We start from the raw sequence: 24953 nt of genomic DNA on the forward strand, positions 1-24953 counted from the left end.
ACGTGTAAATCTTTTTAAGTCGCAAAGACTTCCGAAGTTTGCCTGTGCTTTGGCCTTTGAGACTTCGGAAGTCTGTTGATTATATCTGCCCTATAAATTCTTTTATTGCAACACCTGGGTTGTCAGTCTTCATAAAATTCTCGCCAATTAAAAATCCGTTAAAACCCGCGGTTTTTAATTCCCTGATCGTTTGTGGATTACTGATCGCACTTTCCGAAATCTTTAAAAATTCGTTCGGGATTTTGTTTACCAGATCGAACGATGTCTGAATATCTACTGTAAAATCGCCCAGGTTTCTATTGTTTACACCAATGGCATCCAGATTTGGGCAGATGCTCCGTTCCAACTCTTCCAGGTTGTGCACTTCTAACAACACGTTTAAACCTAAATCTTTTGCAAACTTTCCGAAATCGTTAATCTGTTGAGGTGTTAATATTGAGGCAATCAACAGAATAATATCAGCGCCCCAAGCTTTTGCTTCGAGGATCTGATACTCATCGATCATAAAATCCTTTCTTAAGATCGGAATATTGTTTGCCGCCCGTGCTGCCAGAATATCGTCGGTTTTACCGCCAAAGAAATCTACATCCGTTAATACCGAAAGCGCTGATGCGCCTGCAGCATTATAAGCCTGCGTTACCTCTGCAACATCGGCAATGCCATTGATTAACCCTTTTGATGGTGAGCGGCGCTTAAACTCAGCAATAATGCCAGTACGGTCTTCGGCCAATAGAAACTCCTTAAAGGAATAAGGCGTTCGGTTAAAATGTACCGAATTTTCTAAATCCTGTACAGAAACCAAAGCTTTGGCAGCTGCAACCTCTTCCTTTTTACGTAATACGATTTTATCTAATATGTTCACCCCTAAATCCCCTGAAGGGGACTTTGACTTTCCATCGTTCATATTTCTGTTATAATCAATTTTAAACTTTAAGTTATTTGGGTTTTCATTCCCCCTTCAGGGGGCTAGGGGGTCGTTAACCAGTTTTCCATCATCTGTTTCCCATACTCCGTTAGCACACTTTCTGGGTGAAACTGTACCCCGCGTACATCCAAAGTTTCATGTCTTAACGCCATGATCTCATTCTTATGATCTCTTGCTGTAATTTTTAAACACGAAGGGAAGTTCTCTTTACTCACTACCCAACTATGGTAGCGACCAACATTTATGGTTTGCGGGCATTCCCAGAACAAAGGCTCATCGCCATCTACAACAGTTACCGGTGTCGCAATTCCGTGCATTGGTCTGCCCAGGTTCAATAAAGTACCGCCAAAAACTTCGGCGATGGCTTGCTGGCCTAAACATACCCCAAAGATACTCTTCGTTGGCGCATAAGTTTTAATTACATCCAACAACAAGCCTGCTTCTTCCGGAATGCCCGGCCCAGGTGAAAGTAAAATTTTATCATACTTTTCTACATCAGCCAGATCGAATTTATCATTTCTCCAAACCTCTGCTTCATAACCAACTTCGTTAATTAAATGCACAAGATTGTAGGTAAAACTATCATAGTTATCAATTACTAAGACGGTTTTTTTATCTATATTTTCCATTTTATTTCCTGTTAACGGATTTTACTCCAAGCTAAAAACTCCTCACTCCCAACTATATTCCCTCTGCCATTTGCACCGCTTTACGCAAAGCTGCAATTTTATTGTTCACCTCCTGCATTTCAGTTTCGGGAACAGAATCGGCCACAATACCTGCGCCTGCACGGTAATGCAGTTCGTTATTCTTGCTCATAAACGTCCTGATCATGATGGCATGGTTAAAATCTTCATTAAAGCCCATAAAACCAATTGCACCGGCATAAAAATTCCTGCCCAGCTTTTCGTTTTCGTCAATCAATTGCATGGCTTTATATTTTGGCGCACCACTTAAGGTACCTGCCGGATAGGTATCTGCAACGACTTTAAAAGCACTTACGTTTTCCTGCAAATGACCGCTCACTTTACTTACCAGGTGGATCAGGTGCGAATAGTATTGTACTTCTTTAAAAGATTTTACCTCCACACGATTACAGTGCCTGCTAAGGTCGTTTCTGGCCAAATCAACAAGCATTACATGTTCTGCACTTTCTTTCGGGTCTTGTTCTAATTTACGGGCCTGTTCAGCATCTTCGATGTCATTTCCGCTGCGTTTAAAAGTTCCTGCGATTGGAAAAATGTTGGCCGAATTGTTTTTGATGGTAATCTGCGCTTCGGGTGAAGAACCGAACAACTTAAAATTCCCATAATCAAAATAAAACAGGTAAGGAGATGGGTTTATCGAACGCAGGCAACGGTACACATTAAATTCATCACCAGAAAATGCTTGCTTAAATGCTCTTGAAGGCACAATCTGAAAAACATCTCCACGATAAATATGCTTTTGTAGTTTCTCTACCAGATCCATAAATCCCTGATCGGTTAGGTTCGAACTTTCCTCACCACGAAGTTGAAACTTATATTCAGGGTAATTTTTATTCTGGATCAGGTACTCCATTTTTTCAAGCCCGCCCTCTTCTTCTCCTTCGAAAGTATTTTTGAAAAGGGTAATTTCATTTTTAAAGTGATCGATGGCGATGATATAACGGTACAGGTGATACTGCATTTCCGGAATTTCTTCACCCTCTGGTGTTTCAGAAGTAAACTTTATATCTTCAAAATGTTGTACTGCATTCCAGGTAAAATAGCCAAACAGACCGCTCGAAATAAATTTGATTTCGGGTAATTCCGTTTCGCTGAATTTATCTTTAAAATCGGCAATTTCTTCAATCAGGTTTTTACTTTCGGTAATCTCTACAGCGCCATCAGGGAAATAAGTCTCCAATCGCGATCCTTTTAAAATAATTCCCGCTACCGGATCGGCACAAACAAAACTCATCGAGTTTTCTCTGCTGTGGTAATCAGAACTTTCTAACAAGATACTGTTAGGATACACATCACGTAAGCGTAAATAAATGCTCACTGGCGTTGTGGTATCGGCAAGCATTTTTTTGTAAGTCGTATTAATTTTATACATGATAAAGGTAAATGGTGTAAGCTATAGGGCTTAAGGTTTGCATTTCGTATTTTTTAACAATAAAAAGCCCGGCGTGTGGTTCTACGCCGGGCTTTAATGGTTCTTTAATAAGGTTTAGGTTGATAAACTATATTTTGTTCATACGCAGCCAGCGCAATTCGTTCGAATTACTTTGCCAAAGCCATGTATGTATATTGTTGATCATGAGCAACAAAAATATAAAGAATTTCCAAAAATGGAAATAATTATGAAAATAAATTTAGCAGGAAGGCAGGAGTCGATTGGATCATGACATAATCTCTAATTAGTCTTATGCCTTTCGCTATGCGCCAAACGCCCAGCCCTCTACTTTGCAATTGGCTATGAAACCCCAAAAAACGATCTTCCTGGCACAGCTTTAACCATAAGCAGAATGGCAACAATAATCAGGATCAATGCCAATCCAAAGAATACAGCAATGGTGCGGTGTTTTGCAACAGCTTCTGTTACCTTTTTCGATTTTGCATTACCAATGGTAATCAGAATAATGGCAATAAGCATCATTGAAGTATGTTCAGCCTTAAAGTAACGGCCTATGGCATCGCTCATCGGCAATTTTGTTAATGGACTTAAGAAAAAAAGCACCAAACCCATCAGGAATTGAATGTGTGCACTGATCAGCGTAAATACATTCAGCTTACGGTTACCTTCCGTGTAAGTTTTATTACCAAACCAACCAGCCAAAGCATTGATTACAGCAATAACCAATAGAATTAATACGATGTAGCGCCATCCGGAGTGCGCAGATTTTAAGATGTTGTACATTTTTATCAAATATGTTTAGTCAAAAATAGACATTAATTGTAAAAAATAGGATATTCAACAGATTGAACGCTTATTTATATTAGTTTTAAACAAAAAAAACACTAAACTTATTATGAAGAAAATTTTACTCGCCATTGGGCTGGTATTTTCTACTACATTTCTGTTTGCCCAGCAAACCTCCTTTCCTGTTAACGGTTCTTTCGATACCCGACCTGGAATGTTTGCTTTTACCAATGCAACCATAGTAGTTAATGCCAACCAAACCCTAACAAATGCCACACTTTTAATCAAAGGACAAACCATACAGGGTGTTGGCACCGGTTTAGCCGTGCCTAAAGGCTATGTGGTAATAGACCTTAAAGGAAAATTTGTTTACCCCTCCCTAATTGATGCCTTTACCAGTTATGGCCTTAGCGAAACACCTGCACAACAGCGTGGTTTCGGCGGTCAGCGTCAGTCTATTTTCGTATCTACCAAAAAAGGTGCTTATGGCTGGAACGAATCAATCAGGCCGGAAACTTATGTAAAAAGCATCTTTTCTACCGACAGCAAAAAAGCAGATGAATTACGTAAGGTAGGCTTTGGTAGTGTAAACGTAATTAATCGCGATGGTATTGCCCGCGGCGTTTCTGCTGCTGTAACTTTAAACGAAGGCGCAGATAACAGCGTATTTTTAAAAGATCAAACCGCAGCAAACTATTCATTTAACAAAGGAACATCATCAAACGATTACCCAACCTCATTAATGGGCTCTATTGCTTTATTGCGCCAAACCTATTATGATGCGCAATGGTATGGCAAACAAAAAGATGAGTTTAACATTTCTTTGGATGAATTTGGCAAGCAACAGACCATGCCACAGATTTTTGAAGTTGATGGATGGCAGAACATCCTGCGTGCTGATAAAATCGGAAAAGAATTTGGCAAAAAATACATCATTAAATCTACAGGTGATGAATACCAACGCATAAACGAGGTTAAAGCTACCGGAGCCAGTTTAATTATTCCAGTAACTTTCCCTAAAGCTTATGATGTTGAAGATCCGGCAGAGGCCAGAAACGTCACTTTATCACAAATGAAAGGCTGGGAACTGGCACCAACCAATCCAGCCAGCTTGGAAAAAGCAGGGATTAAATTTGCTTTAACGGCATTCGGACTGGAGAACAGTCGCGATTTTTGGGCAAATATCCGCACTGCGATAGAAAATGGCTTAACTGAAAAACAGGCCCTACAATCGGTTACCGAAATTCCTGCTTCACTTTTGGGCATCAGCGATAAAGTTGGTTCCCTGGAAAAAGGAAAAGTAGCCAATTTTTTAATCTCATCTGATAACCTGTTCAAAAACGGAAACATTATTTTCGAAAACTGGGTACAGGGCAAACGTTTCATTGTTAACAAAATGGATGTGAGCGATGTACGCGGCACTTATAATTTAAACGTTGATGGTATTGGTGCTTTAACCCTAAAAATTACGGGTACAGGTGGCGGATCGACAGCAGCTATTGAAAGAATTGGTGTAGATAGTGTAAAAACCACAGCAACCTTTAGCAGAAATGGCGATTGGATAAGCATCAATTTCAATTTAAAGAAAAACCCTAAGGGTGATGTCCGTTTAAGCGGTTACATTACTTCGGCAAATCCGGTTACCATCAAAGGCGAATCGGCTCTGGCTGACGGCACTACGGGAAAATTTACAGCAACTTATAAAGAAGCCGCAAAAGAAACACCTAAAAAAGAAGAGCCAAAAAGCACTTTGGCCATGGGGCCGGTAATTTACCCTTTCTCGGCTTTCGGAAGCACTGAACTGCCCAAACAAGAAACGGTTTTAATTAAAAACGGTACCGTTTGGACGAATGAAAAAGATGGAATCCTCCAAAATGCCGACGTACTTTTAGAAAACGGAAAAATTAAAGCGGTTGGCAAAAACCTTTCGGCAAGCGGCGCAAAAGTGATCGATGCTACCGGTAAACACGTAACCGCTGGTATTATTGATGAGCACTCGCACATTGCAGGCGCAGGCGGCATAAACGAAGGTGCACAATCGGTTTCTGCCGAGGTACGCGTTGCCGACATCCTCAACTCTGAAGACGTAAACATTTACCGCCAGCTGGCCGGTGGTGTAACCACTTCACAAATCCTGCATGGGTCTGCCAATCCGATCGGTGGTCAGTCGCAATTGATCAAACTACGCTGGGGCAAATCGCCAGAGGAACTGAAATTTGCAGGTGCTGATGGCTTCATTAAATTTGCTTTGGGCGAAAACGTGAAACAAAGCAATTTCGGCACAGGTGCCCGTTTCCCGGTTACACGTATGGGTGTTGAGCAAACTTTTGTGGATGAATTTACCCGTGCAAAAGAATATGAAAAAGCATTATCCGTAAAAGGTAACAGCGTACGTAAAGATTTAGAATTAGATGCTATTGTTGAGATTTTGAACAACAAACGTTTCATTACCTGCCACTCTTATGTGCAGAGCGAGATCAATATGTTAATTCATGTGGCAGACAGCTTAGGCTTTAAGATCAACACCTTTACACACATTTTAGAAGGTTATAAAGTAGCCGATAAAATGAAAGCACACGGCATTGCAGGTTCTACCTTTTCTGATTGGTGGGCCTATAAAAACGAAGTGGCCGAAGCCATCCCTTACAATGGAAAAATTATGCATAATGTTGGTGTAACTACGGCTTTCAACTCTGATGATGCCGAAATGGCCCGTCACTTAAACCAGGAAGCTGGTAAATCGGTATTATACGGTAACGTTCCGGAAGAAGATGCCTTTAAGTTTGTAACCTTAAACCCGGCAAAAATGCTGCACATCGACGATAAAGTGGGCAGTTTAAAAGCAGGTAAAGATGCAGATGTGGTGATCTGGACCGCCAATCCACTTTCTATCTATGCCAGGGCAGAGAAAACTTTTGTAGATGGTATTGCTTATTGGGATATCGAGAAAGATGCTCAGGTAATCAAAGCTCAACAGACAGAAAAAGCACGCTTGATCCAGAAGATGTTAGAGAGCAAAAGCAAAGGTGGCCGTACACAACGTCCATTGGGCGATGCACCACGTCTGTACAATTGCGAAACCTTAGAAAACTATTCAGCAGAATTAACCGAGAAAGAACATGCACACTAACATGAAAACATATTTATTCAGTCTGGCTTTTTCGGCTTCGAGCCTGATGTGTTTTGCGCAGGCGAACATATCGCCAGCTAAAAAACAAAGCAAAACCATTGCCATAACAGGTGCAACCGTACATGTTGGCAATGGAACAGTGATCGAAAACGGAACCATCCTTTTTGGCAACGGAAAAATTATCTCGGTTACCGCTAACGGACAGGTACCACAGGATGATGTAATGCGCATTGTGGCTACAGGTAAACACATTTACCCAGGCTTTATTGCTGCAACCACAAACCTGGGTTTAACCGAAATTGAAGCTGTAAAAGCAACATTGGATTTTCAGGAGATCGGAGATTTTAATTCACACATCCGTTCTATTGTGGCTTACAATACCGACTCGAAAGTTCCGGCTACATTACGTAGCAATGGCGTATTAATGGCGCAACCAACTCCACAAGGCGGCACGGTTTCGGGCAGTTCGTCAGTTGTTCAGCTTGATGCCTGGAACTGGGAAGATGCAGCCCTTAAAACAGACGATGCCATGCACATGGCCTGGCCTGTTACGCCACGTTTTAGAGGCGGTTTTGGTGGTTTCGGCAGGCCACAACAATCGCCAGAAAGCTTAGCCGAAAGAACGCAGGCTGCCATTGCGCAGTTAACTTCTTTCTTTGCCGAGGCAAAAGCTTATGCTGAAATGAGCAAACCAGATGCAATTAATACCCGTTTCGAGGCGATGAAAAAAGTATTCGCCGGTAACGAAAAATTGTTTATCGCGGCCGAAAGTCAGAAAGATATTGTTGCAGCCGTTAATTTCGCCAAGAAATTTGGCATCACCCCGGTAATTACAGGGGCAGATGAAGCTTACCTGATCATCGATTTCTTAAAAGAAAACAACATTACCTTAGTGGTGAAACAGCCTCATGCTTTACCTAACAATAATGATGACGATGTAAATATGCCTTACAAAAATGCTGCAATATTGGCCAATGCAGGCTTAAATGTAGTATTGAGTATTGATGGTTACTGGCAACAACGCAACCTGCCTTTTATGGCGGGTACGGTTACGGCCTGGGGCTTGGATAAAGAAAGAGCTTTATCAACCATTACCTTAAACGCTGCAAAAGCGATGGGCGTTGAGAAAAGCACAGGCAGTATTGAGACGGGCAAAGATGCTACTTTCTTTATTTCAGCTGGCGACGCTTTGGATATGCGCACCAACAAAGTGGAGCAGGCTTTTATTCAAGGCAGGGATATTAATCTTGATAACCTGCACAAACAGTTGGATAAAAAGTTTAGTGATAAATATATTGTTGAGAAGAAATAAGTTAACACCAGTTTAACACAAACGGCCGATATTGATTTATCGGCCGTTTTTTATTTTAACATCAGCAATCAAAATGCCAACACACTAAACCTATTATTAATATTAAATCAGGATTCAGTTAACAGCACATTAACATCTTTGTCATCATAAAAAATCAGAACAAATCATAATGAAATCTGCCTGAGCAGCAAAAAAACAGGCTCAGGCAAGCTTCATAACCGTTAAAAAAACAAATGATGATGAAAAATTTACTTATTGCAGTGATGCTGTTTTTATGTTATTCCAGTAATTCGGTTATAGCACAGACTACCCAAGCATCAATCTCCGGAATTGTAACGGATAATCAAAAGAAGCCCATCCCAGGTGTTTCTGTTCAAATCAAAAACAACTCTACTGGTTTTACCACCAGAACATCAACAAACGCTCAGGGAGAATACACATTTAAAGAGCTTCCTTTAGGTGGCCCCTACACCATTAAAGCAACATACATTGGCTTTGCAGAGCAAAACAGAACAGGTTATATGCTTAACCAGGGCGATGCTGTAATCGTAGCGGTTAACATGCAGGAAGATGCGAAAACACTTGATGGTATCACAGTTAATGGATCAGCTTTAAGAAATAAAGTGCAGCAATTTGGTGCTTCAACAGAAATTTCATCGAAGACGATGAACTTGTTACCAGTAAATGGCCGTAACTTTTCAAGTTTAACAGACTTATCTCCGCTATCAGGTCCCGGTGGAATTTCTGGCCAGTTAGGCTCGTCAACCAACTTCACCATTGATGGTATGACAGCGAAAAACCCAACTTCAGCAGGTAGTACAACCAGCCGTAGTGGTGCGCCATATTCTATCTCAATTGAAAGTGTCCGTGAGTTTAAAGTAGTAACCAATCAGTACGATGTAAGTTTAGGTCGTTCAGGTGGTGGTACAATCAGTGCTGTAACTAAATCTGGTACAAATCAAATTACAGGTAGTGCTTTTGCTTATAACCGTGCTGATTTCCTTGCAAGTAAATATGACATCAGAGGAAATAGAAGAACTAATGATTTTTCAACTTATCAGTATGGTTTTAGCTTAGGTGGCCCGATCATAAAAGATAAATTACATTATTTTGCAGCCTGGGATCATCAAAGAGATTCTCGCCCATTAATTATTGCCGATATTAACTCGGATGCGGATGTAGCCCGTTTCAACATCACAAACAGCACACTAAATAATTTTTTAGCTGTTGCAAGATCAAAATATGGTGTAGCTAATACTCCACAATTTGGTTCTTTCCCAAAAAAGAGAGGCACCGATGCAGGTTTCCTTCGTTTAGATTGGCAGATTGATGATAAAAATTTATTAACCGTTAGAGATAACTATACCAACGACAGAAATCCGTTAGGATTAGCTGACAATACGGCCATCAACTTTTACGAAAGTTATGGAAATGATAAAAACGTGGATAATAGCTTATTGGCTACCTTACGTTCAACAATCAGCAGCAAAGTTACCAATGAATTAAAATTGCAGCATTTGTACACCTACCAGGCTAGTACGCAAAATGATGAATTAGGTTTTGCTATACCAAGAGCGGTTGTTTCTAATTTACAATCTACTACCCCAACTGGCAGTTTATTAACAGCTATTCAAATTGGCGGTCACCGTTTCGGACAAGAAGGTTTTACCAATAACGTGTTGCAATTGGTAGATAATTTCTATTATAACACAGATAAAATTAAATATACTTTTGGTGTAGATATCATGTACACCCATGCAAAATCATTGTATGGTAGTGAAGTAAATGGTCGTTTTACTTTTAACAGATCAGGCACAGGAGCAACCGATCCAACCGCTTTACAAAACTTCGATAATTTAACACCAATCAGTTATTACAGAGAAGTTCCTTTAGTTGCTGATCCAACTGTTGTCGGCAAATTATGGAATACAGCAGTATATGGCCAAATGCAAACTAAATTGGGTAAAGGTTTAGATTTTACAGGTGGTTTACGTTTAGATTATAGCAAGTACCCAACCTCACCATTAAATCAGCAATTATTTGATGCCATAGGTGTAAGAACAGATCATAAATTAAAGCAGTTTTTAATTCAGCCTCGCATCCAGTTTAATTGGGATGTGAATGAAAAACATACTGATTACGTTCGCTTAGGCGCCGGAATTTTTGGATCAGATGTGAACAATTATGTAACCATTAACAACTTAACATTTGATGGTAAACATTTTGCAACGGTTGATGTTACAGGTACAGGTGTACCTACTCCTAACTTTATTGGCTACAGAAACGGAACTGCTTCAGCACCAACGCTACCGGCACTACAAATCCCTACCATTAATACTTATGCTGACGATGCGAAAATACCAGTAGTGTATAAAGCAAACTTATCTTATAACAAATTAATAAATGATAGAATACGTATAGGTATTACCGGTTATGCAACTTTAGCACGTAATAACTATATGTATGTAGATAGAAATATGGTTGCCGATCCTTTCTTCAGATTATCGAACGAAGGAGACAGAGGAGTTTATGTGCCTGCAAACAGTATCATTACAGGTAATGGAACTACAGATTGGAAAAGAGGTCGTTTAACTAATCAGTTTGGTAGAGTATTAGAGATGAACAGCAAGGGCAAGGTAAATCAATTTGCAGTAGTTGTAGATGGTACCTGGAGATACTTTAAAGATGGAGAAATTTCGGCTAGTTTTACCTGGAATGATACAAAAGATAACACATCGTACAATGGTAACGTAGCTAACTCAGCAACATTATCTTTACCTGTTGTTGATGATCCACGCGATTTAAGCAGAATGACTTACTCAAATGGTCAATTTAGAAACAAAGTTGTAGTTTACGGAACATTACCATCATTCTACGGTATTAAAGCTGGGATTCGTTATTCGGGCATTGGCGGTACCAGATATAGTTTACTATCTGGTGGAAATACCAATGGCGATTTCGTGGCAACAAATGATTTAGCCTACATCTTCAACAGATCAAATACCAATGTACCAGCTGCACTTAGAACTGCTTTACAAGCCTTATTGGATAATGGCGCTGCAAGCCAGAGTTTGAAAGATTATATCACTAAGTACGAAGGTACCTTTGCTGAGCGCAATGGTGGTATAAATGGCTTCTATGGCACATTCGATTTAAGACTGGCTTATGAGTTTAAATTTGGCCCTCGTAAAAACCAGAAGGTAGAAATTTCTGGCGATTTGTTTAACGTAGCCAATTTGTTTAAGAAAACATGGGGTACAACGGAAACTTTAGGTACGCAGGCATTATATGCTGTAACAGGCTTTGACGCCGCAACTTCTAATTACAATTACCGCGTAAACAATACTGGTATTGTAACACCAACCGGAAACCCTTGGCAGGCTCAAATTGGTTTACGTTACGGTTTTTAACAAACATTTAGCTAAGTTTCTTAGCTTAAAGTCATAAAAAAAGGGAATGGATTTTTATCCGTTCCCTTTTTTTATGTTTGCATTAACAAACAACAAAACTTAATGGGATTATTACTTAACTACCTGAAAAACCACAAATGGATTGTGGCCTTAGCGTTATTGCTAGCAGGCATAAATATTGGTTTTTCACTTTTAGATCCATACATCACCGGTCGGATTTTAGACCGCTTTATCAATAAAAAAGATTCGTTAACCTATAACCAATACCTTTGGGGTTCGCTGGGTTTAATCGGGCTGGCTATTGGTGCAGCCATGGTTTCGCGTATCGCTAAAAACTTTCAGGATTATTTCACCAGTGTGATTGTTCAAAAAGTTGGCGCAAAAATGTATGCTGATGGTTTGCAACATTCTCTAAAACTGCCTTATCAGGTTTTCGAAGATCAACGCAGTGGCGAAACATTGGGTATTTTACAAAAAGTACGTTTGGATTCGGAGAAGTTTATCACCGCCTTTATCAGCATCCTTTTTGTAAGTTTAATCGGAATGATTTTCGTTATCGTGTATTCGGTTTCGGTAAGCTACAAAGTTACCCTGGTTTATTTTTCAGCTATTCCGATCATCAGTTTCGTGAGCTGGTTTTTAAGTCGCAAAATTAAAACCATCCAACGCTCTATCGTTGGCGAAACCACAGCTTTAGCAGGTTCTACCACCGAATCGTTAAGAAACATCGAACTGGTTAAGAGTTTAGGTTTGGCCGATCAGGAAATTGACCGGCTGAATAAAACCACTTACAAAATTTTGGGTTTAGAACTTAAAAAAGTGAAATATGTGCGCAGTATGAGTTTTGTTCAGGGCACAACCGTTAACCTGGTCCGCAGTACAATGGTACTGGTTTTACTGCTCCTTATTTTCGACAATACGATTTCTGCCGGACAGTACTTCTCATTCCTTTTTTACTCGTTCTTCCTTTTCGGACCGCTACAAGAACTGGGCAATGTGATTTTAACCTGGCGTGAGGCTGAAGTTTCGTTAGGTAACTTTAAAAAGATTCTAAGTACACCAATTGATAAAAAACCAGAGAATCCAACTTCTATAGCAAAAATTAAGGATCTAACCTTTAACAACGTTGGCTTCAAACACCTAACAGCCAATAGAAATGCTTTAGATAATATTTCATTTAAAACCCATCACGGGCAAACCATTGCATTTGTAGGCCCATCAGGTTCTGGAAAAAGCACACTCGTGAAACTATTGGTGGGTTTATATCCGGCAAAAGATGGTGAGATTTTATACAATGGTATTCCAAGTAACGATATCGATCTTGATGCCTTACGCGAGAAAATCGGTTTCGTAACGCAAGACACGCAATTGTTCTCGGGTACAATAAGAGAAAACCTGTTGTTTGTTAACCCTAATGCTACAGATGAAGAATGTTATAAGGTTTTAAACCAGGCAGCCTGTCAAACTTTACTGGCCCGTGCCGACAAAGGTTTGGATTCTTTAATTGGCGAGGGTGGTGTTAAAGTCTCGGGAGGAGAAAAACAACGTTTATCAATTGCAAGAGCACTGCTCCGCCAACCAGATATTTTGGTTTTTGATGAGGCCACTTCTTCGCTGGATTCGATTACGGAAGAAGAGATTACCAAAACCATTCGCTCGGTTTCAAATTTAACTGATCACATTACCATTTTGATTGCGCATCGTTTATCGACCATAAAACATGCTGATAAAATTTATGTTTTAGAGAAAGGCCATATTATTGAGCAAGGACGGCATGAAGAACTAATTGCACAAAATGGTTTGTATCAAGCCATGTGGCGCCAACAAATTGGAGAAAGAGTTGTTGAAGCTTAGGAACAATTTTTTTAATTATGTTACTAGCTCAAATAGAAAGCAACCAGATTGCAATTATCATTATTATAGCAGCCATACTTTGGCTGGCATTAATATTAGCGGCATTGTACCATATATCGAGAAACAACCACATCAGTTTCTCGGTAAAAGTACTTTGGTTTATCATTATCCTGCTTGCCCCCTTTTTAGGTTCCATTATTTATCTAATCTGGGGTAAGAACAAGAAGTTTTAATGTTTCGTGGCCGATGGCTCATTAGCTAATCACACAGTATAGTATCGCTATGGTCCGTGCCCTCACAGACCATTTCTTATTCAAAAACAAATACTGTTGGTAGAATAAGTCTATTTTTTTGGAAAGCAATTCCAGTTTTCTTCGGTTTGGTTCCGTCCCGCTGTTCCTCCTGCCGATAGCTATTGATAAAAAAATAACAAATCCCCTCTATCGGCATCCGTGCCATCGGGTTTAGGTGGCCTGGGCAAACCCATAACTGACATTTTTTACCGCTATGGGTTTTGCATGAGAGATAGCAGTGGAAATCCTTTTTTGATTTTTCTTCAAAAAAGATTGCAACGGATAGCCCGGCCCTTTCCCGATTCATCGGGATTAGGGGCATGCCCAAATTATTTGCAATAAAATATTTTCCTTATCGCCATGGTCCGTGCCCTCACAGACCATTTTTTTGTTTCACCACCAAGACGCAAAGGCACAATAAATAGTTAATTTATTATTAAATTCCAGAATGTCAACTTTCTGGCAAACTGGCTATTAAAGTTGACAACTCTTTTAGTAACTAAACAGCCTTGCTGGTTTGTTCATTAATATCCTGCAAACTCAGTTTCGTTAAAGATTTCGTTTTTAACCATGTAATTCCAGCAATTGCCAATGTCATCGTTCCACCAAAAACTACCGATGGGATAGTACGCATTAACTTTGCGGTAAGGCCTGATTCGAAAGCTCCGATTTCGTTCGACGACCCAATGAACATGCTGTTTACTGCTGATACACGTCCGCGCATTTCGTCGGGCGTTAACAATTGCATAATGGTTGATCTGATGATTACACTTACGCTATCAAAAGAGCCTTCTAAAAAGAGAAAGAAGAGCGTTAAGTAGAAATTTTTAGATAAACTCCAGCAGATGATGCTTAAGCCAAAACCGGTTACGGCGATCAATAAATTTCGCCATGGTTTGTTCATCGGCGAAAAACGCGTCATAGCAAGCATGGTAAAAACAGACCCTGCAGAAACAGCGGCCCGCATAAAGCCTAAACCCTCGGGTCCAACTTTTAGTATATCATTTGCAAACACAGGCAATATGGCTACCGCACCACCAAAAAACACCGAAAACAGATCCAAACTCATTGCCCAAACCATCATTTTGGTTTTAAACACAAAATTTATTCCTTTAAGCAAACTCTCTTTAATATTTTCTTTGGGCACAAACTGCGGAGGGTGTACTTTTAAAAAGAAAATACAGATAAGGGCTATAAATACAAAAGAAATAATTACGATATAAGTGATGGTAATACCGAAGAAACCATAAGTTATTCCTCCTATTGCCGGCCCTAAAATAGAAGCCATCTGCCAGCTCGAACTGCTCCAGGTGCTCGCATTTGGATAAAGGTTTTTTGGTAAAATCTGAGCCATTAAAGAGAATGTAGCCGGACCGAAAAACCCTCTTGATATCCCCATCCCAAATACGAGTACATACATAATTAAGGCAATTAGATTCACCTTAAAATTAAACAGGGTAAAAATAATATCGAACTGCCCAAGGTTAAACTGCGGTAATGTTACCAGCAGCATAATGAGGGTACAAAGAAATACGCCTCCAAATACTTTGAGCAATAAGCCCCTTTTTTCGCTCTTATCTGCAACATAACCTCCGTATAATGCAATCCCTATAGCAGGAATAGCCTCACACAGGCCTACAAACCCTAAGGCCAATGGATCTTTTGTTACGTGATAAATATAAATCCCAAGCACTACTGCCTGCATTTGATAGGCAAAGGTGAAGAAAAAACGCATGCCTAAATAAGAGCGGAACTCCCTAAAGCGCAATGCGGCGTAAGGATCTGGTTTTGTAATAACCGAATTGAGGTCTGAATCTGCCACAGAAAAAAATTTATTTGCAAAACTACGCTTTGAAAATTAAATAAGGGAATGGCCAAAGGCTTAAGCTTACCTGTTTTTTCTATTAAAAAGTAAAAATATCCGATCGGCCAGCTCCAGATATTATTGCATAAAAAACCCGATGAATAATATTATCCATCGGGTATCTAGATTGGTTAGCTTAGTAACCGGGGTTTTGTTCCAGTAAATTATTTTTGTTTACTTCATCGCGACTAAATGGCCTGAAATAAAGTTTATTGTCCCAACTTCTGTTTTCCTGTGCATTTTCTACCACTGGACTATAAGTATAATCATATACAGTAGGGTCGTAATGGTAAGGGGCAGACATCGTTTTACCTGGTTTAAATTTACCGGTAACTTTGATATAAGTAACCTTTCTGCCCAGTGTTTCGCCAGCAATTAACCACCTGCGCGTATCGTGATAACGTTGTTCTTCATAGGCCATTTCTATACGGCGCTCATGGCGGTAAGCCTCTCTAAGGCCAGCCTGATCTGTTGCTGTAACCGCAGGCATACCCGCCCTGAAACGAATTTTATTTAACCAGTTTGTAGCATTACTCAATTCGCCGAGCTCAATACTCGCCTCGATATAATTAAATACCACTTCGGTATATCTAAAGAAAGGCCAAGGCACATTTTGCGACATCGAGGCATCTACAATAGTTGGATCTGGATCAATAAATTTATGGTAGTAATAACCTGTCCAGCTACCGTTCCAGTTTTCGATAGAACTTGCACGTGTATCTAAACCTCTAAAGTCAATTCTCGTATTGTTATCCATTAAATCGTATACTCCAGTTTGGATTTGACTGGCAGGATCGACATTACCGGATGCTTTATCGCGGGGTTTCCAACCTGCACCATCATATAAAACTGTAGCGTAAAACCTTGGATCTCTATTTACATAAGGATTTGCTTTCTGTACTGGATCGTTCCAACTAAACTTTGTCCCATCCATCATTTCATAATCATCAACCAATAACCCAATTGGCGTATTTCCAGCCCAGTTATGGTAACCGTTCGGGCCATTTTGCTGTGCATGTTTGATATTGCTTTGAATGATAAAATAACGGGCAAAAATAAGTTCAGATGCAGCTGACGCATCTATATTTGGTGCCTTGCTTGCTCCACCCATAGCTATACTTTTATAATTTAACCGGCCATCTGTTAGCGCAGCAGGAGCTGAAAGATTTAATTTATAACCAGTACCTAAATCCATAACGGCTTTGGCAGCAGTTTGGGCTAATTTATAACGGTCTGCCTGATTACCACTCGCATAGCTTAAGAAATCTAATTTTTGCGCAGCTATTCCTGTAATTTTTGCATTAAGTTTCGCTCTATCATGCAAGTCGCTTGCGGCATAAATCAGCACTCTAGATTTTAATGCCAGCGCAGCAAGCGCTGTAGTACGGCCTTTATCGAGTGTTTTACCTGTTAACAGCTTATTGGCTTCATCGCAGTCTTTAATAATAAAATTCACACATTCTTCGTAAGTGTTGCGTTTTATTTTAAAATCATCAGTTAAAGCATATGTTTTGGTTATAATAGGTACTGCTCCATAAAAGCGTAATAACTGCTGATAAAAATAAGCACGTAAAAAATATGCTTCACCCACCAGCTGATCTTTTAACGTTTGGCTGGTTAGTGCATTATCTCCACTAGTAATTTTCTCGATGGTAATGTTGCAGGCCCGGATGCGGTTATACATTTGTTTATAAGCCCAGGTATCATTAACCCACCCCAATGTAGATGGGTTGATGGTAGCACTATTAACCAGATCGATACCACGGGTAGGGTGCGTAAACAAGGCTTCGTCAGAAACTGATGCTAACATCTCTTCTGAAAAACCACCATTTCCCAATCCGTTATAGATATCGTTTACAAAAGCCTGCGCAAGTGCAGGGTCTTTCCAAACCAGTTCCGAAGATATTTTATCGGGCGGGTTTACATCCATAAAATCTTTCTTACAAGAAGCTGCAAGAAAAGTTATAAAAACCAATATATATAGATTTATATTTTTGTTTGTTGCTTTCATATTTTTCATCCTTTTAAATTTATTTTCAACTACGATGAAGCTTTCATGATTTAAATATTCACTACGTGATCTTGAAAAGTATGATGGTTTCAATGTAATTGATAAACTGTTATACATTTTTAAAAAGCGGCCTTAATTCCCATGTTGATTACCCTGGCCTGAGGATAGTATTGACCACTTGTGTTGGTAGATTCAGGATCCCATATCTTGATTTTATCAAGCGTTGCCAGGTTGAGGCCATTTGCATAAACCCGTACACTATTTAGTCCAATTTTTTCAACCCATGTGGTTGGCAACGTATAGCCCAACTCAACATTTTTTAGCCTGATGTAATTGTTGCTGCGCAACCAATAAGTATTATTTAAGGCATTATTACTATCGGTATAATAGGTAGCGCCCCTGTTTGATAAACGTGGGTTTACTGAACTCGGATTCTCGATACTCCAACGATTTTGATACGACCACTCCAAGAAATTGCCGATATCTCCAGATTCAGTTATCCCTACAATTTGCATCCCACCTGTGGCTCCCTGGATAAGTACAGAAAGGTCGAATCCTTTATATTGCAAATTCAAGTTTAGCCCTCCGGTGAAGGTTGGTGTTCCGTTTTTGTCTAAACGTATTTTATCATCTGCATTGATTTTACCATCACCGTTAATGTCTTTAAATTTCATGTCGCCAGGGCGAAGATTGCCGGTAAGTGCACTATAATTAAGCGTATTGGCACTAACTTCTGCCTGATCTTTAAAAACACCATCATAATCGTATACCAACCACGAGCTAGTTACCCTATCGGTAGAACGTTGCCACTCTGGGGCACCCGGTGTCTCATCCCAAAATATGATTTTATTTTTAGCATAACCACCATTTACACTCACGCCATAATTCCAATCACCTACGTGGTCGTTATAACTTAATTTAAATTCGAAACCTTTGTTATTTACTTTACCCAAGTTAACAGGCGGTAAACGGTCTGTAATCCCTGAACTTTCTGGAACTGAACTACCTCTGCTGATCAGGATATTTGTACGTTTATTGTAGAAATAATCGAACTCAAGAGAGAGTTTGTTTTTCAAAAAGGATGCATCCAAACCAATGTTCGTATTGTTAGCAACTTCCCATCCGAAATCTAAATTAGGCACCTTGCCTTCGGTCAATGATTTTGTAATCAAATCATTAAAAACATAACTACCAAAGTTCATCAAACTGAGATACTGGTACTCTTGCAAGGCATCTCCGAAGTAGGCCTCAGCACCCATTTGTCCCCAAGAAGCTCTCAATTTTAGATTATCAACGAACCTAACATTGTCTTTAAAAAAGGGTTCTTCAGACAAGCGCCATCCTACTGATACGCCAGGGAAGAAACCAAAACGCTTGGCTGTCGGAAAAATATAAGAACCATCTACACGCCAAAGAAATTCGGCCAGGTATTTTTCTTTGTAATTATAGCCAGCACGCCCGAAATAACTTAATCGTGCACGGTTGAATAAATTGTTCGGGTCGCCAGGATTATTACCTAATGACTGTTCTTTCTCATCACCCGCCAATAATTGCTCAATTGCCGATGACAGGAAATATCTTCTGAATGCAGTAAAACCATCATTCTTTATTTTCTCGCGGGTAACACCAGCCATTAATCCTATGGTATGATCACCGATTTTTTTATCATAATTGATCATACCCGTTAAATTTACAGCCAATTGACCACCAGCTGTTTCTCTAAGCCTTGGATCGGTATATTGAGAGCGTACAGTACCTGTTAATACCGGAGTTACCCCATCCGCTTGAAAAGTCTTCTTGTCCCAGTCGTAAAGTGTCCATGGTAATTGCCAGTTTTTTTGCCTTCCAGAATATTTGTCTATGGCTGCTGTTCCGGTTACTTTTAATCCTTCTACACCTGGGATTTTAATTTCAACTTTACCTGTTGTTTGAAAGTAATCTCTGATATCTTTATTGTACCCTGTCAAATCAGTAGTAGAAACCACTGGATTATAACCATATTCAATATCCCTACCTGGCAAACCGTTAGGCCATATGGCTATTTCATTAGGGCGTCCTCTCATTAAAAATCTAAATATATCGCCCGCACTAACCGTCGGAAAATTGCGGTTTTCCTCTCTCGCAGTTACGCCCAATGTCGTGGTAATATATTTACTTACTTTTGCTTCCAGGTTAAAACGCATATCGTATTGCTGATAGCCAGTAGCAGAATTCTTATAGTATGCATCTTGATCAAGATAGCCGAGTGAGACCAGATATTTCACATTTTCACTGCCACCATTAATCTGAACATTATGTCTTTGTTGAGGCGACCAATTTTGAAAAACAGTTTTAAACCAATCAGTATTGGGATACCTTAAAGGATCTGAGCCGTCGCCAAATTTCCGGATTTCATCTGGTTTGTAAGCAGCATTAATCGTTTTACCGCCGGTAGACAAATAAGTACCTGTTGTTTTAAAACTATTCCATGCTGCCGACCATTCATTTGGATTAAGATCGGAGCCGAAAATATTCAGTTCATTTAAAATCTCAGCATATTGAGTAGAATTGGCCATTTTAGGTATGCGTGTAGGCTGTTGTAGGCCATAACTAAAATCGTAAGAAAATTGTGGTTTCCCAGATTTTCCTAATTTAGTAGTGATGAGGATTACTCCATTTGCAGCCTGCGAGCCATAAATAGCTGCAGATGCATCTTTTAGCACCGATACACTTTCTATATCGTTCGGATTTAATCTTTCGATCCCACCTGCCCGGTTAGGTATTCCATCGATTACAATTAAGGCATTATTATTACCCAGCGAATTTATACCGCGAATCCGGATCGTCGAGCCGTCGTATCCAGGCTCCCCGCTTCCTTGCAGTGCCGTAACGCCAGGTAAACGACCAGCCAATGAATTGGTTAAGTTTACTGAAGAGGATTTGGCTAATTCTGTACCTTTAACCGAGGCTACAGCACCAGATACAACTGCTTTCTTTTGGGTTCCGTAACCCACTACCACTACCTCAGATAAGTTTTGGTTGTTTTCTAATAAACGGACATTAATATTGCTTTGGTTTTTTACCTGAATCTCTTGATCTACATAACCTACATAGGTAAATACTAAAGTAGCATCTTCGGGTACTTTTATGCTAAATTTTCCGGAAGCATCTGTTACGGTAGTTGCAGCACCTCCTTTTAATTTAACACTTACTCCAGGAATCGGACCTTTAGCATCGGTAACCTGTCCCTTCACAATAATATCCTCAAGCGGAGGTCTGTAAAAATCAAAGGGTTCTTTTTCGTGCAATGATGCTTTAGCAGACATGCTGGTAAACGGCGAAAAAACGAGACAACCACCGCAAACAAGAAACATGCTACTTCTGGCAAAAGTCTTCCATAGATTTTTTTTCATAGTTTTCAATTTATTTTGGTTAGATAATAATTGTATTATAATTTAATACTCATAAGTAATATCGAACTGTCATTACACAAATCAATTATACATGACTTATCGACATAATCGCTTACATCACTTAACATCAAAAAAATTAAGGTTCCCTTCTAATTACGCCAATAAATCATTGTTAACCATATCAAATCGGCTTTAATTAGTTCAAAATTCATTTTTGGGATTAAAAATTACAAGGTACGATGTACCTAATTTTGGACTTGCCGACGCTACAGTTCACATTTGGTTACACGCAAGATAGGAATATTAGGAGGTAAAAAAAAGGGGGTAAAATAATATTTATAAGGGGCTGATTAGTAAAAAAATAATTTCAAACTACGCAAAGTAGCACTAATAATACAGCACTAAATATTATTGCAAAATAGGAAGAGAAGAAAATTATAATAATTAGAAGAGTTTAAACTTAATACAAGATTAGCTTATTTTTTCGAAAGAAATGCCCCTTTCTAATTTTTGCAGGTAAGCTTTTAAGATTGCATTTTCGGGCTTTGCCAGCTGCGGATCGTCTTCAAAAAGTGCGATTACGGTGTTACGTGCTTCAGACAAAATAATCTGATCTTTGGCCAGGTCGGCAAGCTTCAGATCTAAAACGCCGCTTTGCTGAGTTCCTGTAATATCGCCAGGGCCGCGCAACTGTAAATCTATTTCTGATATTTCGAAGCCGTTGTTGGTTCTTACCATTGTTTCCAAACGAATCTTACCTTCTTTACTCAGTTTATTCCCGCTCATTAATATACAAAAAGACTGTTCTGCACCGCGGCCTACCCTACCACGCAACTGGTGCAGTTGTGAAAGCCCAAACCGTTCTGCATTTTCAATTACCATTACCGAAGCGTTAGGTACGTTTACGCCCACCTCTATTACGGTAGTGGCCACCATAATTTGGCTTTTACCATCGATAAACTGCTGCATTTCGAACTGTTTATCGGCATTGGGCATTTGTCCGTGTACAATACTCATTTGGTAATTAGGCCTAGGAAACTGATAGCTCAGCTGCTCAATTCCAGCTTCGAGATGCAAAAGATCTAATTTTTCGCTTTCTTTAATTAAAGGATAAACAATATAAACCTGCCTGCCTTTGGCAATTTCCTGCTTCATAAAACCGAACATCCTGAGGCGTTGGCCTTCAAAAAGGTGTTTGGTTTCTATCGGTTTTCTGCCCGCAGGTAATTCGTCAATAACCGAAACATCAAGATCGCCATATAAGGTCATGGCCAAAGTACGCGGAATTGGCGTAGCGGTCATCACTAGGATGTGTGGGGGAATAATATTTTTCCGCCAAAGCTTAGCGCGCTGCTCTACACCAAAACGATGCTGTTCATCAATTACAACCAGCCCTAAATTCTTAAATTGAACCTTATCTTCAATCAGGGCATGTGTCCCGATCAGAATATCGATTTCTCCATTCTCCAATTGCTCATGCAAAACGGTACGCTCCTTCTTTTTGGTATTTCCTGTAAGGATAGCAACACGCACCAGATCGTTGGTTACAAGTTCTGTAATAGAGGCATAGTGCTGGCGGGCCAAAATTTCCGTTGGAGCCATCATACAAGCCTGATAGCCGTTGTCATTTGCCAAAAGCATACTCATCAGTGCAACCGCAGTTTTGCCGCTTCCTACGTCGCCCTGTACAAGCCGGTTCATTTGCACACCCCGTTGTGTATCTATCCTAATTTCTTTAACCACCCGCTTTTGCGCATTGGTTAATTCGAAAGGTAAAAACTCATTATAAAAGCGGTTCACTTTTTCACCAACCTTTTCAAAAGTTACACCTTTAAATTTTAACTGGCGTAAATGTTTATTGTGCAAAAGCTGTAATTGGATGAAGAATAATTCTTCAAATTTAAGGCGTCTTTGTGCTGCACTTAAATCCTTTACATTTTTAGGAAAATGAATATTCAGCAGCGCCAATCTTTTATCTGGCAGCTGATACTTATCAATGATGTATTGTGGTAAATTTTCGGGAACCTGAGGGATGATCTGATCCAATAAGCCGGCGATTAAACGCTGTAATCCTTTTGAATCAAGATTAAACTTTTTAAGCTTCTCTGTTGAGTTATAAACCGGCTGTAAGGTTAAATTCCCTCGCCCCACCTGTTTGCGCTGGTACAGCTCCATTTCTGGATGCGAGATGCTGAATGTACCGTTAAAGATGGTTGGTTTACCAAAAGCCACGTAAGCGGTGCCAACAGTGATATTATCATCAACCCATTTTAGGCTCTGGAACCAAACCAATTCCATAATTCCGGTTTCATCTTTAAAAACAGCAACAATACGTTTAGCTCTTTTATCGCCAATTACTTTTTTGCTGATCACACGCCCAATAATCTGGATATATTGCGAATCAGGATTGATCTGGTTAATCTTGAAATATTTTGTACGGTCGATATACCTGAATGGATAGTGCGCAAGCATGTCCTGATAAGTGAACAGGCCGAGATCCTTTTTCAAAACATCGGCACGGCTTGGCCCAACGCCTTTTAAAAACTCAACAGGTGTATCTAATACCGAATTAAACAAAATATTTTACTGTTTCTTGTAAACAACACTCTTTAGCAACTGCGCATTAAAAATAACGATCGATAGCAGCAAAAGCAAATAGGCAAAAAATTGATGCAGATCTATTTTCTCTTTAAAATAGAGAAATGCAACGGTAAATGCAACTATGGGGTTGAGATAGATCAAAATACCCAGGGCCGATGAAGGCATGCCCAACAGTGCATACGAATTTAAAAAGAGCGGAATAATGGTAAATACAATGGCAATCAACAATATATGCGACCAAAAGAAGGTTTCGGTAGGAAAAGGCGCAGCATTAAGAAAATACAACGGAAGCATTATTAATCCTGATAAAATTAACTGAACGCCCAAAAAATTAAACTTATCTACATCTTTAATTACTTTTAGCACAATAACATATAAGGCATAAAAAGATGCGATGATAATGGCCCACATTACTTCATTTAAAGAGCCTGTTGCCAATAAAATGATGCTTATAAACGCAATCATCAGGGCAATGATTTTAGCCTTTGTTAACTGCTCTTTTAAAATGATAAATCCACAGAGTGCAGTTAACAGTGGGCACACCATATAGGCAAAGGCGGCTGCTTTTAAACTTACGCTATTTACGGCATAAATATAGGTGAACCAGTTTCCCGTGATCAAAAATGACGACACTACGGTAAGCAACAATAGCCTTGTTTTCTTAGGGGCGCTTAATGATTTTAGGAAATTGAAATCATTCTTCAGCGCTTCTCTTCTGAACAAAAAAATAGTTGCCCAAACAACGATAATGGAAATAAATATCCTGTAGTATAAAATTTCGTGTGGCGGAAAACCTTTTATGTTACGCAAAGGTATAGACATTGTTCCCCAGATAATGTAAGGAACAATGCCAGCAATAAAATATTTGTTTTTACTATCTGCCAAAATTAGCCTACAATGGCAACTACAGAAATTTCTACATTAACATTTTTAGGCAATACCGAAACCTGAACCGTTTCGCGCGCAGGGAAATCAGCAGTAAAATACTGCCCATAAACTTCGTTTACCTGAGCGAAGGTGCCCATATCGCTTAAGAAGATAGTAGACTTTACTACGTTATCGAAAGTTAAACCTGCTTCAAGCAAAACTGCTTTAAGGTTACGCATTACCTGGTGTGTCTCTTCTTCAATATTACCAATATTTAATTCTCCATTTTCGGGATTAATGGCTACCTGGCCTGATACGAATAAAAAGTTGCCGGCTTGTACAGCTTGGCTATATGGTCCAATTGGAGCTGGAGCATTGGTTGTTTTAATAATTTGTTTCATACAATTT

The 24953-nt window shown here is 39.6% G+C and carries 15 protein-coding genes; 5 read left to right on the forward strand and 10 right to left on the reverse strand.

The window, feature by feature from the left end; genetic code table 11:
- Window positions 1–79: 79 nt before the first annotated feature.
- The 4 genes from trpC to LQ227_RS07700 form a co-directional block, all read right to left on the reverse strand.
- The gene (gene trpC / locus LQ227_RS07685; protein WP_230143445.1) at window positions 80–862 is read right to left on the reverse strand and encodes an indole-3-glycerol phosphate synthase TrpC; all 783 of its coding nucleotides are present in this window, start codon (window positions 860–862) and stop codon (window positions 80–82) included.
- Window positions 863–966: 104 nt separating this feature from the next.
- Complete coding sequence (locus tag LQ227_RS07690; RefSeq protein ID WP_230142425.1) at window positions 967–1554, reverse strand: aminodeoxychorismate/anthranilate synthase component II; 588 nt, start codon at window positions 1552–1554, stop codon at window positions 967–969.
- 52 nt (window positions 1555–1606) lie between these two features.
- Window positions 1607–3004, reverse strand: coding sequence for an anthranilate synthase component I family protein (locus LQ227_RS07695; RefSeq protein ID WP_230142427.1), 1398 nt, complete (start codon window positions 3002–3004; stop codon window positions 1607–1609).
- 360 nt (window positions 3005–3364) lie between these two features.
- Window positions 3365–3808: a cytochrome B gene (locus tag LQ227_RS07700; RefSeq protein WP_230142430.1), complete on the reverse strand. Its 444-nt coding sequence runs from the start codon at window positions 3806–3808 to the stop codon at window positions 3365–3367.
- 112 nt (window positions 3809–3920) lie between these two features.
- Between LQ227_RS07700 and LQ227_RS07705 the strand changes: the two genes are divergently transcribed.
- From LQ227_RS07705 to LQ227_RS07725, 5 genes are all read left to right on the forward strand, one after another.
- Window positions 3921–6941, forward strand: coding sequence for an amidohydrolase family protein (locus LQ227_RS07705; protein WP_230142432.1), 3021 nt, complete (start codon window positions 3921–3923; stop codon window positions 6939–6941).
- Between the two features lies 1 nt (window position 6942).
- Window positions 6943–8253, forward strand: a complete 1311-nt coding sequence (locus LQ227_RS07710) for an amidohydrolase family protein (RefSeq protein WP_230142435.1) — start codon at window positions 6943–6945, stop codon at window positions 8251–8253.
- A 239-nt stretch (window positions 8254–8492) separates the two neighbouring features.
- On the forward strand, window positions 8493–11663 hold the full coding sequence (locus tag LQ227_RS07715; protein ID WP_230148931.1) for a carboxypeptidase regulatory-like domain-containing protein: 3171 nt from the start codon (window positions 8493–8495) through the stop codon (window positions 11661–11663).
- A 102-nt stretch (window positions 11664–11765) separates the two neighbouring features.
- Window positions 11766–13517, forward strand: a complete 1752-nt coding sequence (locus LQ227_RS07720) for an ABC transporter ATP-binding protein (protein ID WP_215129585.1) — start codon at window positions 11766–11768, stop codon at window positions 13515–13517.
- A gap of 17 nt (window positions 13518–13534) precedes the next feature.
- Window positions 13535–13750 (forward strand): PLD nuclease N-terminal domain-containing protein, encoded by a 216-nt coding sequence (locus LQ227_RS07725; protein ID WP_230142438.1) that lies wholly within the window; start codon window positions 13535–13537, stop codon window positions 13748–13750.
- Between the two features lie 559 nt (window positions 13751–14309).
- Here LQ227_RS07725 and LQ227_RS07730 read toward each other — a convergent pair.
- From LQ227_RS07730 to LQ227_RS07755, 6 genes are all read right to left on the reverse strand, one after another.
- Window positions 14310–15632 carry an MFS transporter gene (locus tag LQ227_RS07730; RefSeq protein WP_230142440.1) on the reverse strand — a complete coding sequence of 441 codons (1323 nt, stop codon included), beginning with the start codon at window positions 15630–15632 and terminating at the stop codon, window positions 14310–14312.
- Between the two features lie 178 nt (window positions 15633–15810).
- Window positions 15811–17685 (reverse strand): RagB/SusD family nutrient uptake outer membrane protein, encoded by a 1875-nt coding sequence (locus LQ227_RS07735; RefSeq protein WP_230148932.1) that lies wholly within the window; start codon window positions 17683–17685, stop codon window positions 15811–15813.
- A gap of 119 nt (window positions 17686–17804) precedes the next feature.
- A complete protein-coding gene (locus LQ227_RS07740) occupies window positions 17805–21077 on the reverse strand; it encodes a TonB-dependent receptor (protein WP_230148934.1) in 3273 nt (1090 codons plus the stop codon).
- A 471-nt stretch (window positions 21078–21548) separates the two neighbouring features.
- Window positions 21549–23654 (reverse strand): ATP-dependent DNA helicase RecG, encoded by a 2106-nt coding sequence (gene recG, locus LQ227_RS07745; RefSeq protein ID WP_230148936.1) that lies wholly within the window; start codon window positions 23652–23654, stop codon window positions 21549–21551.
- 6 nt (window positions 23655–23660) lie between these two features.
- Window positions 23661–24563: an EamA family transporter gene (locus LQ227_RS07750; protein WP_230142448.1), complete on the reverse strand. Its 903-nt coding sequence runs from the start codon at window positions 24561–24563 to the stop codon at window positions 23661–23663.
- Between the two features lie 2 nt (window positions 24564–24565).
- Window positions 24566–24946, reverse strand: coding sequence for a RidA family protein (locus LQ227_RS07755; protein WP_230142450.1), 381 nt, complete (start codon window positions 24944–24946; stop codon window positions 24566–24568).
- Window positions 24947–24953 lie beyond the last annotated feature (7 nt).

It is taken from the genome of Pedobacter sp. Bi27, assembly GCF_918698255.1.
In the GTDB taxonomy this organism is placed as follows: domain Bacteria; phylum Bacteroidota; class Bacteroidia; order Sphingobacteriales; family Sphingobacteriaceae; genus Pedobacter.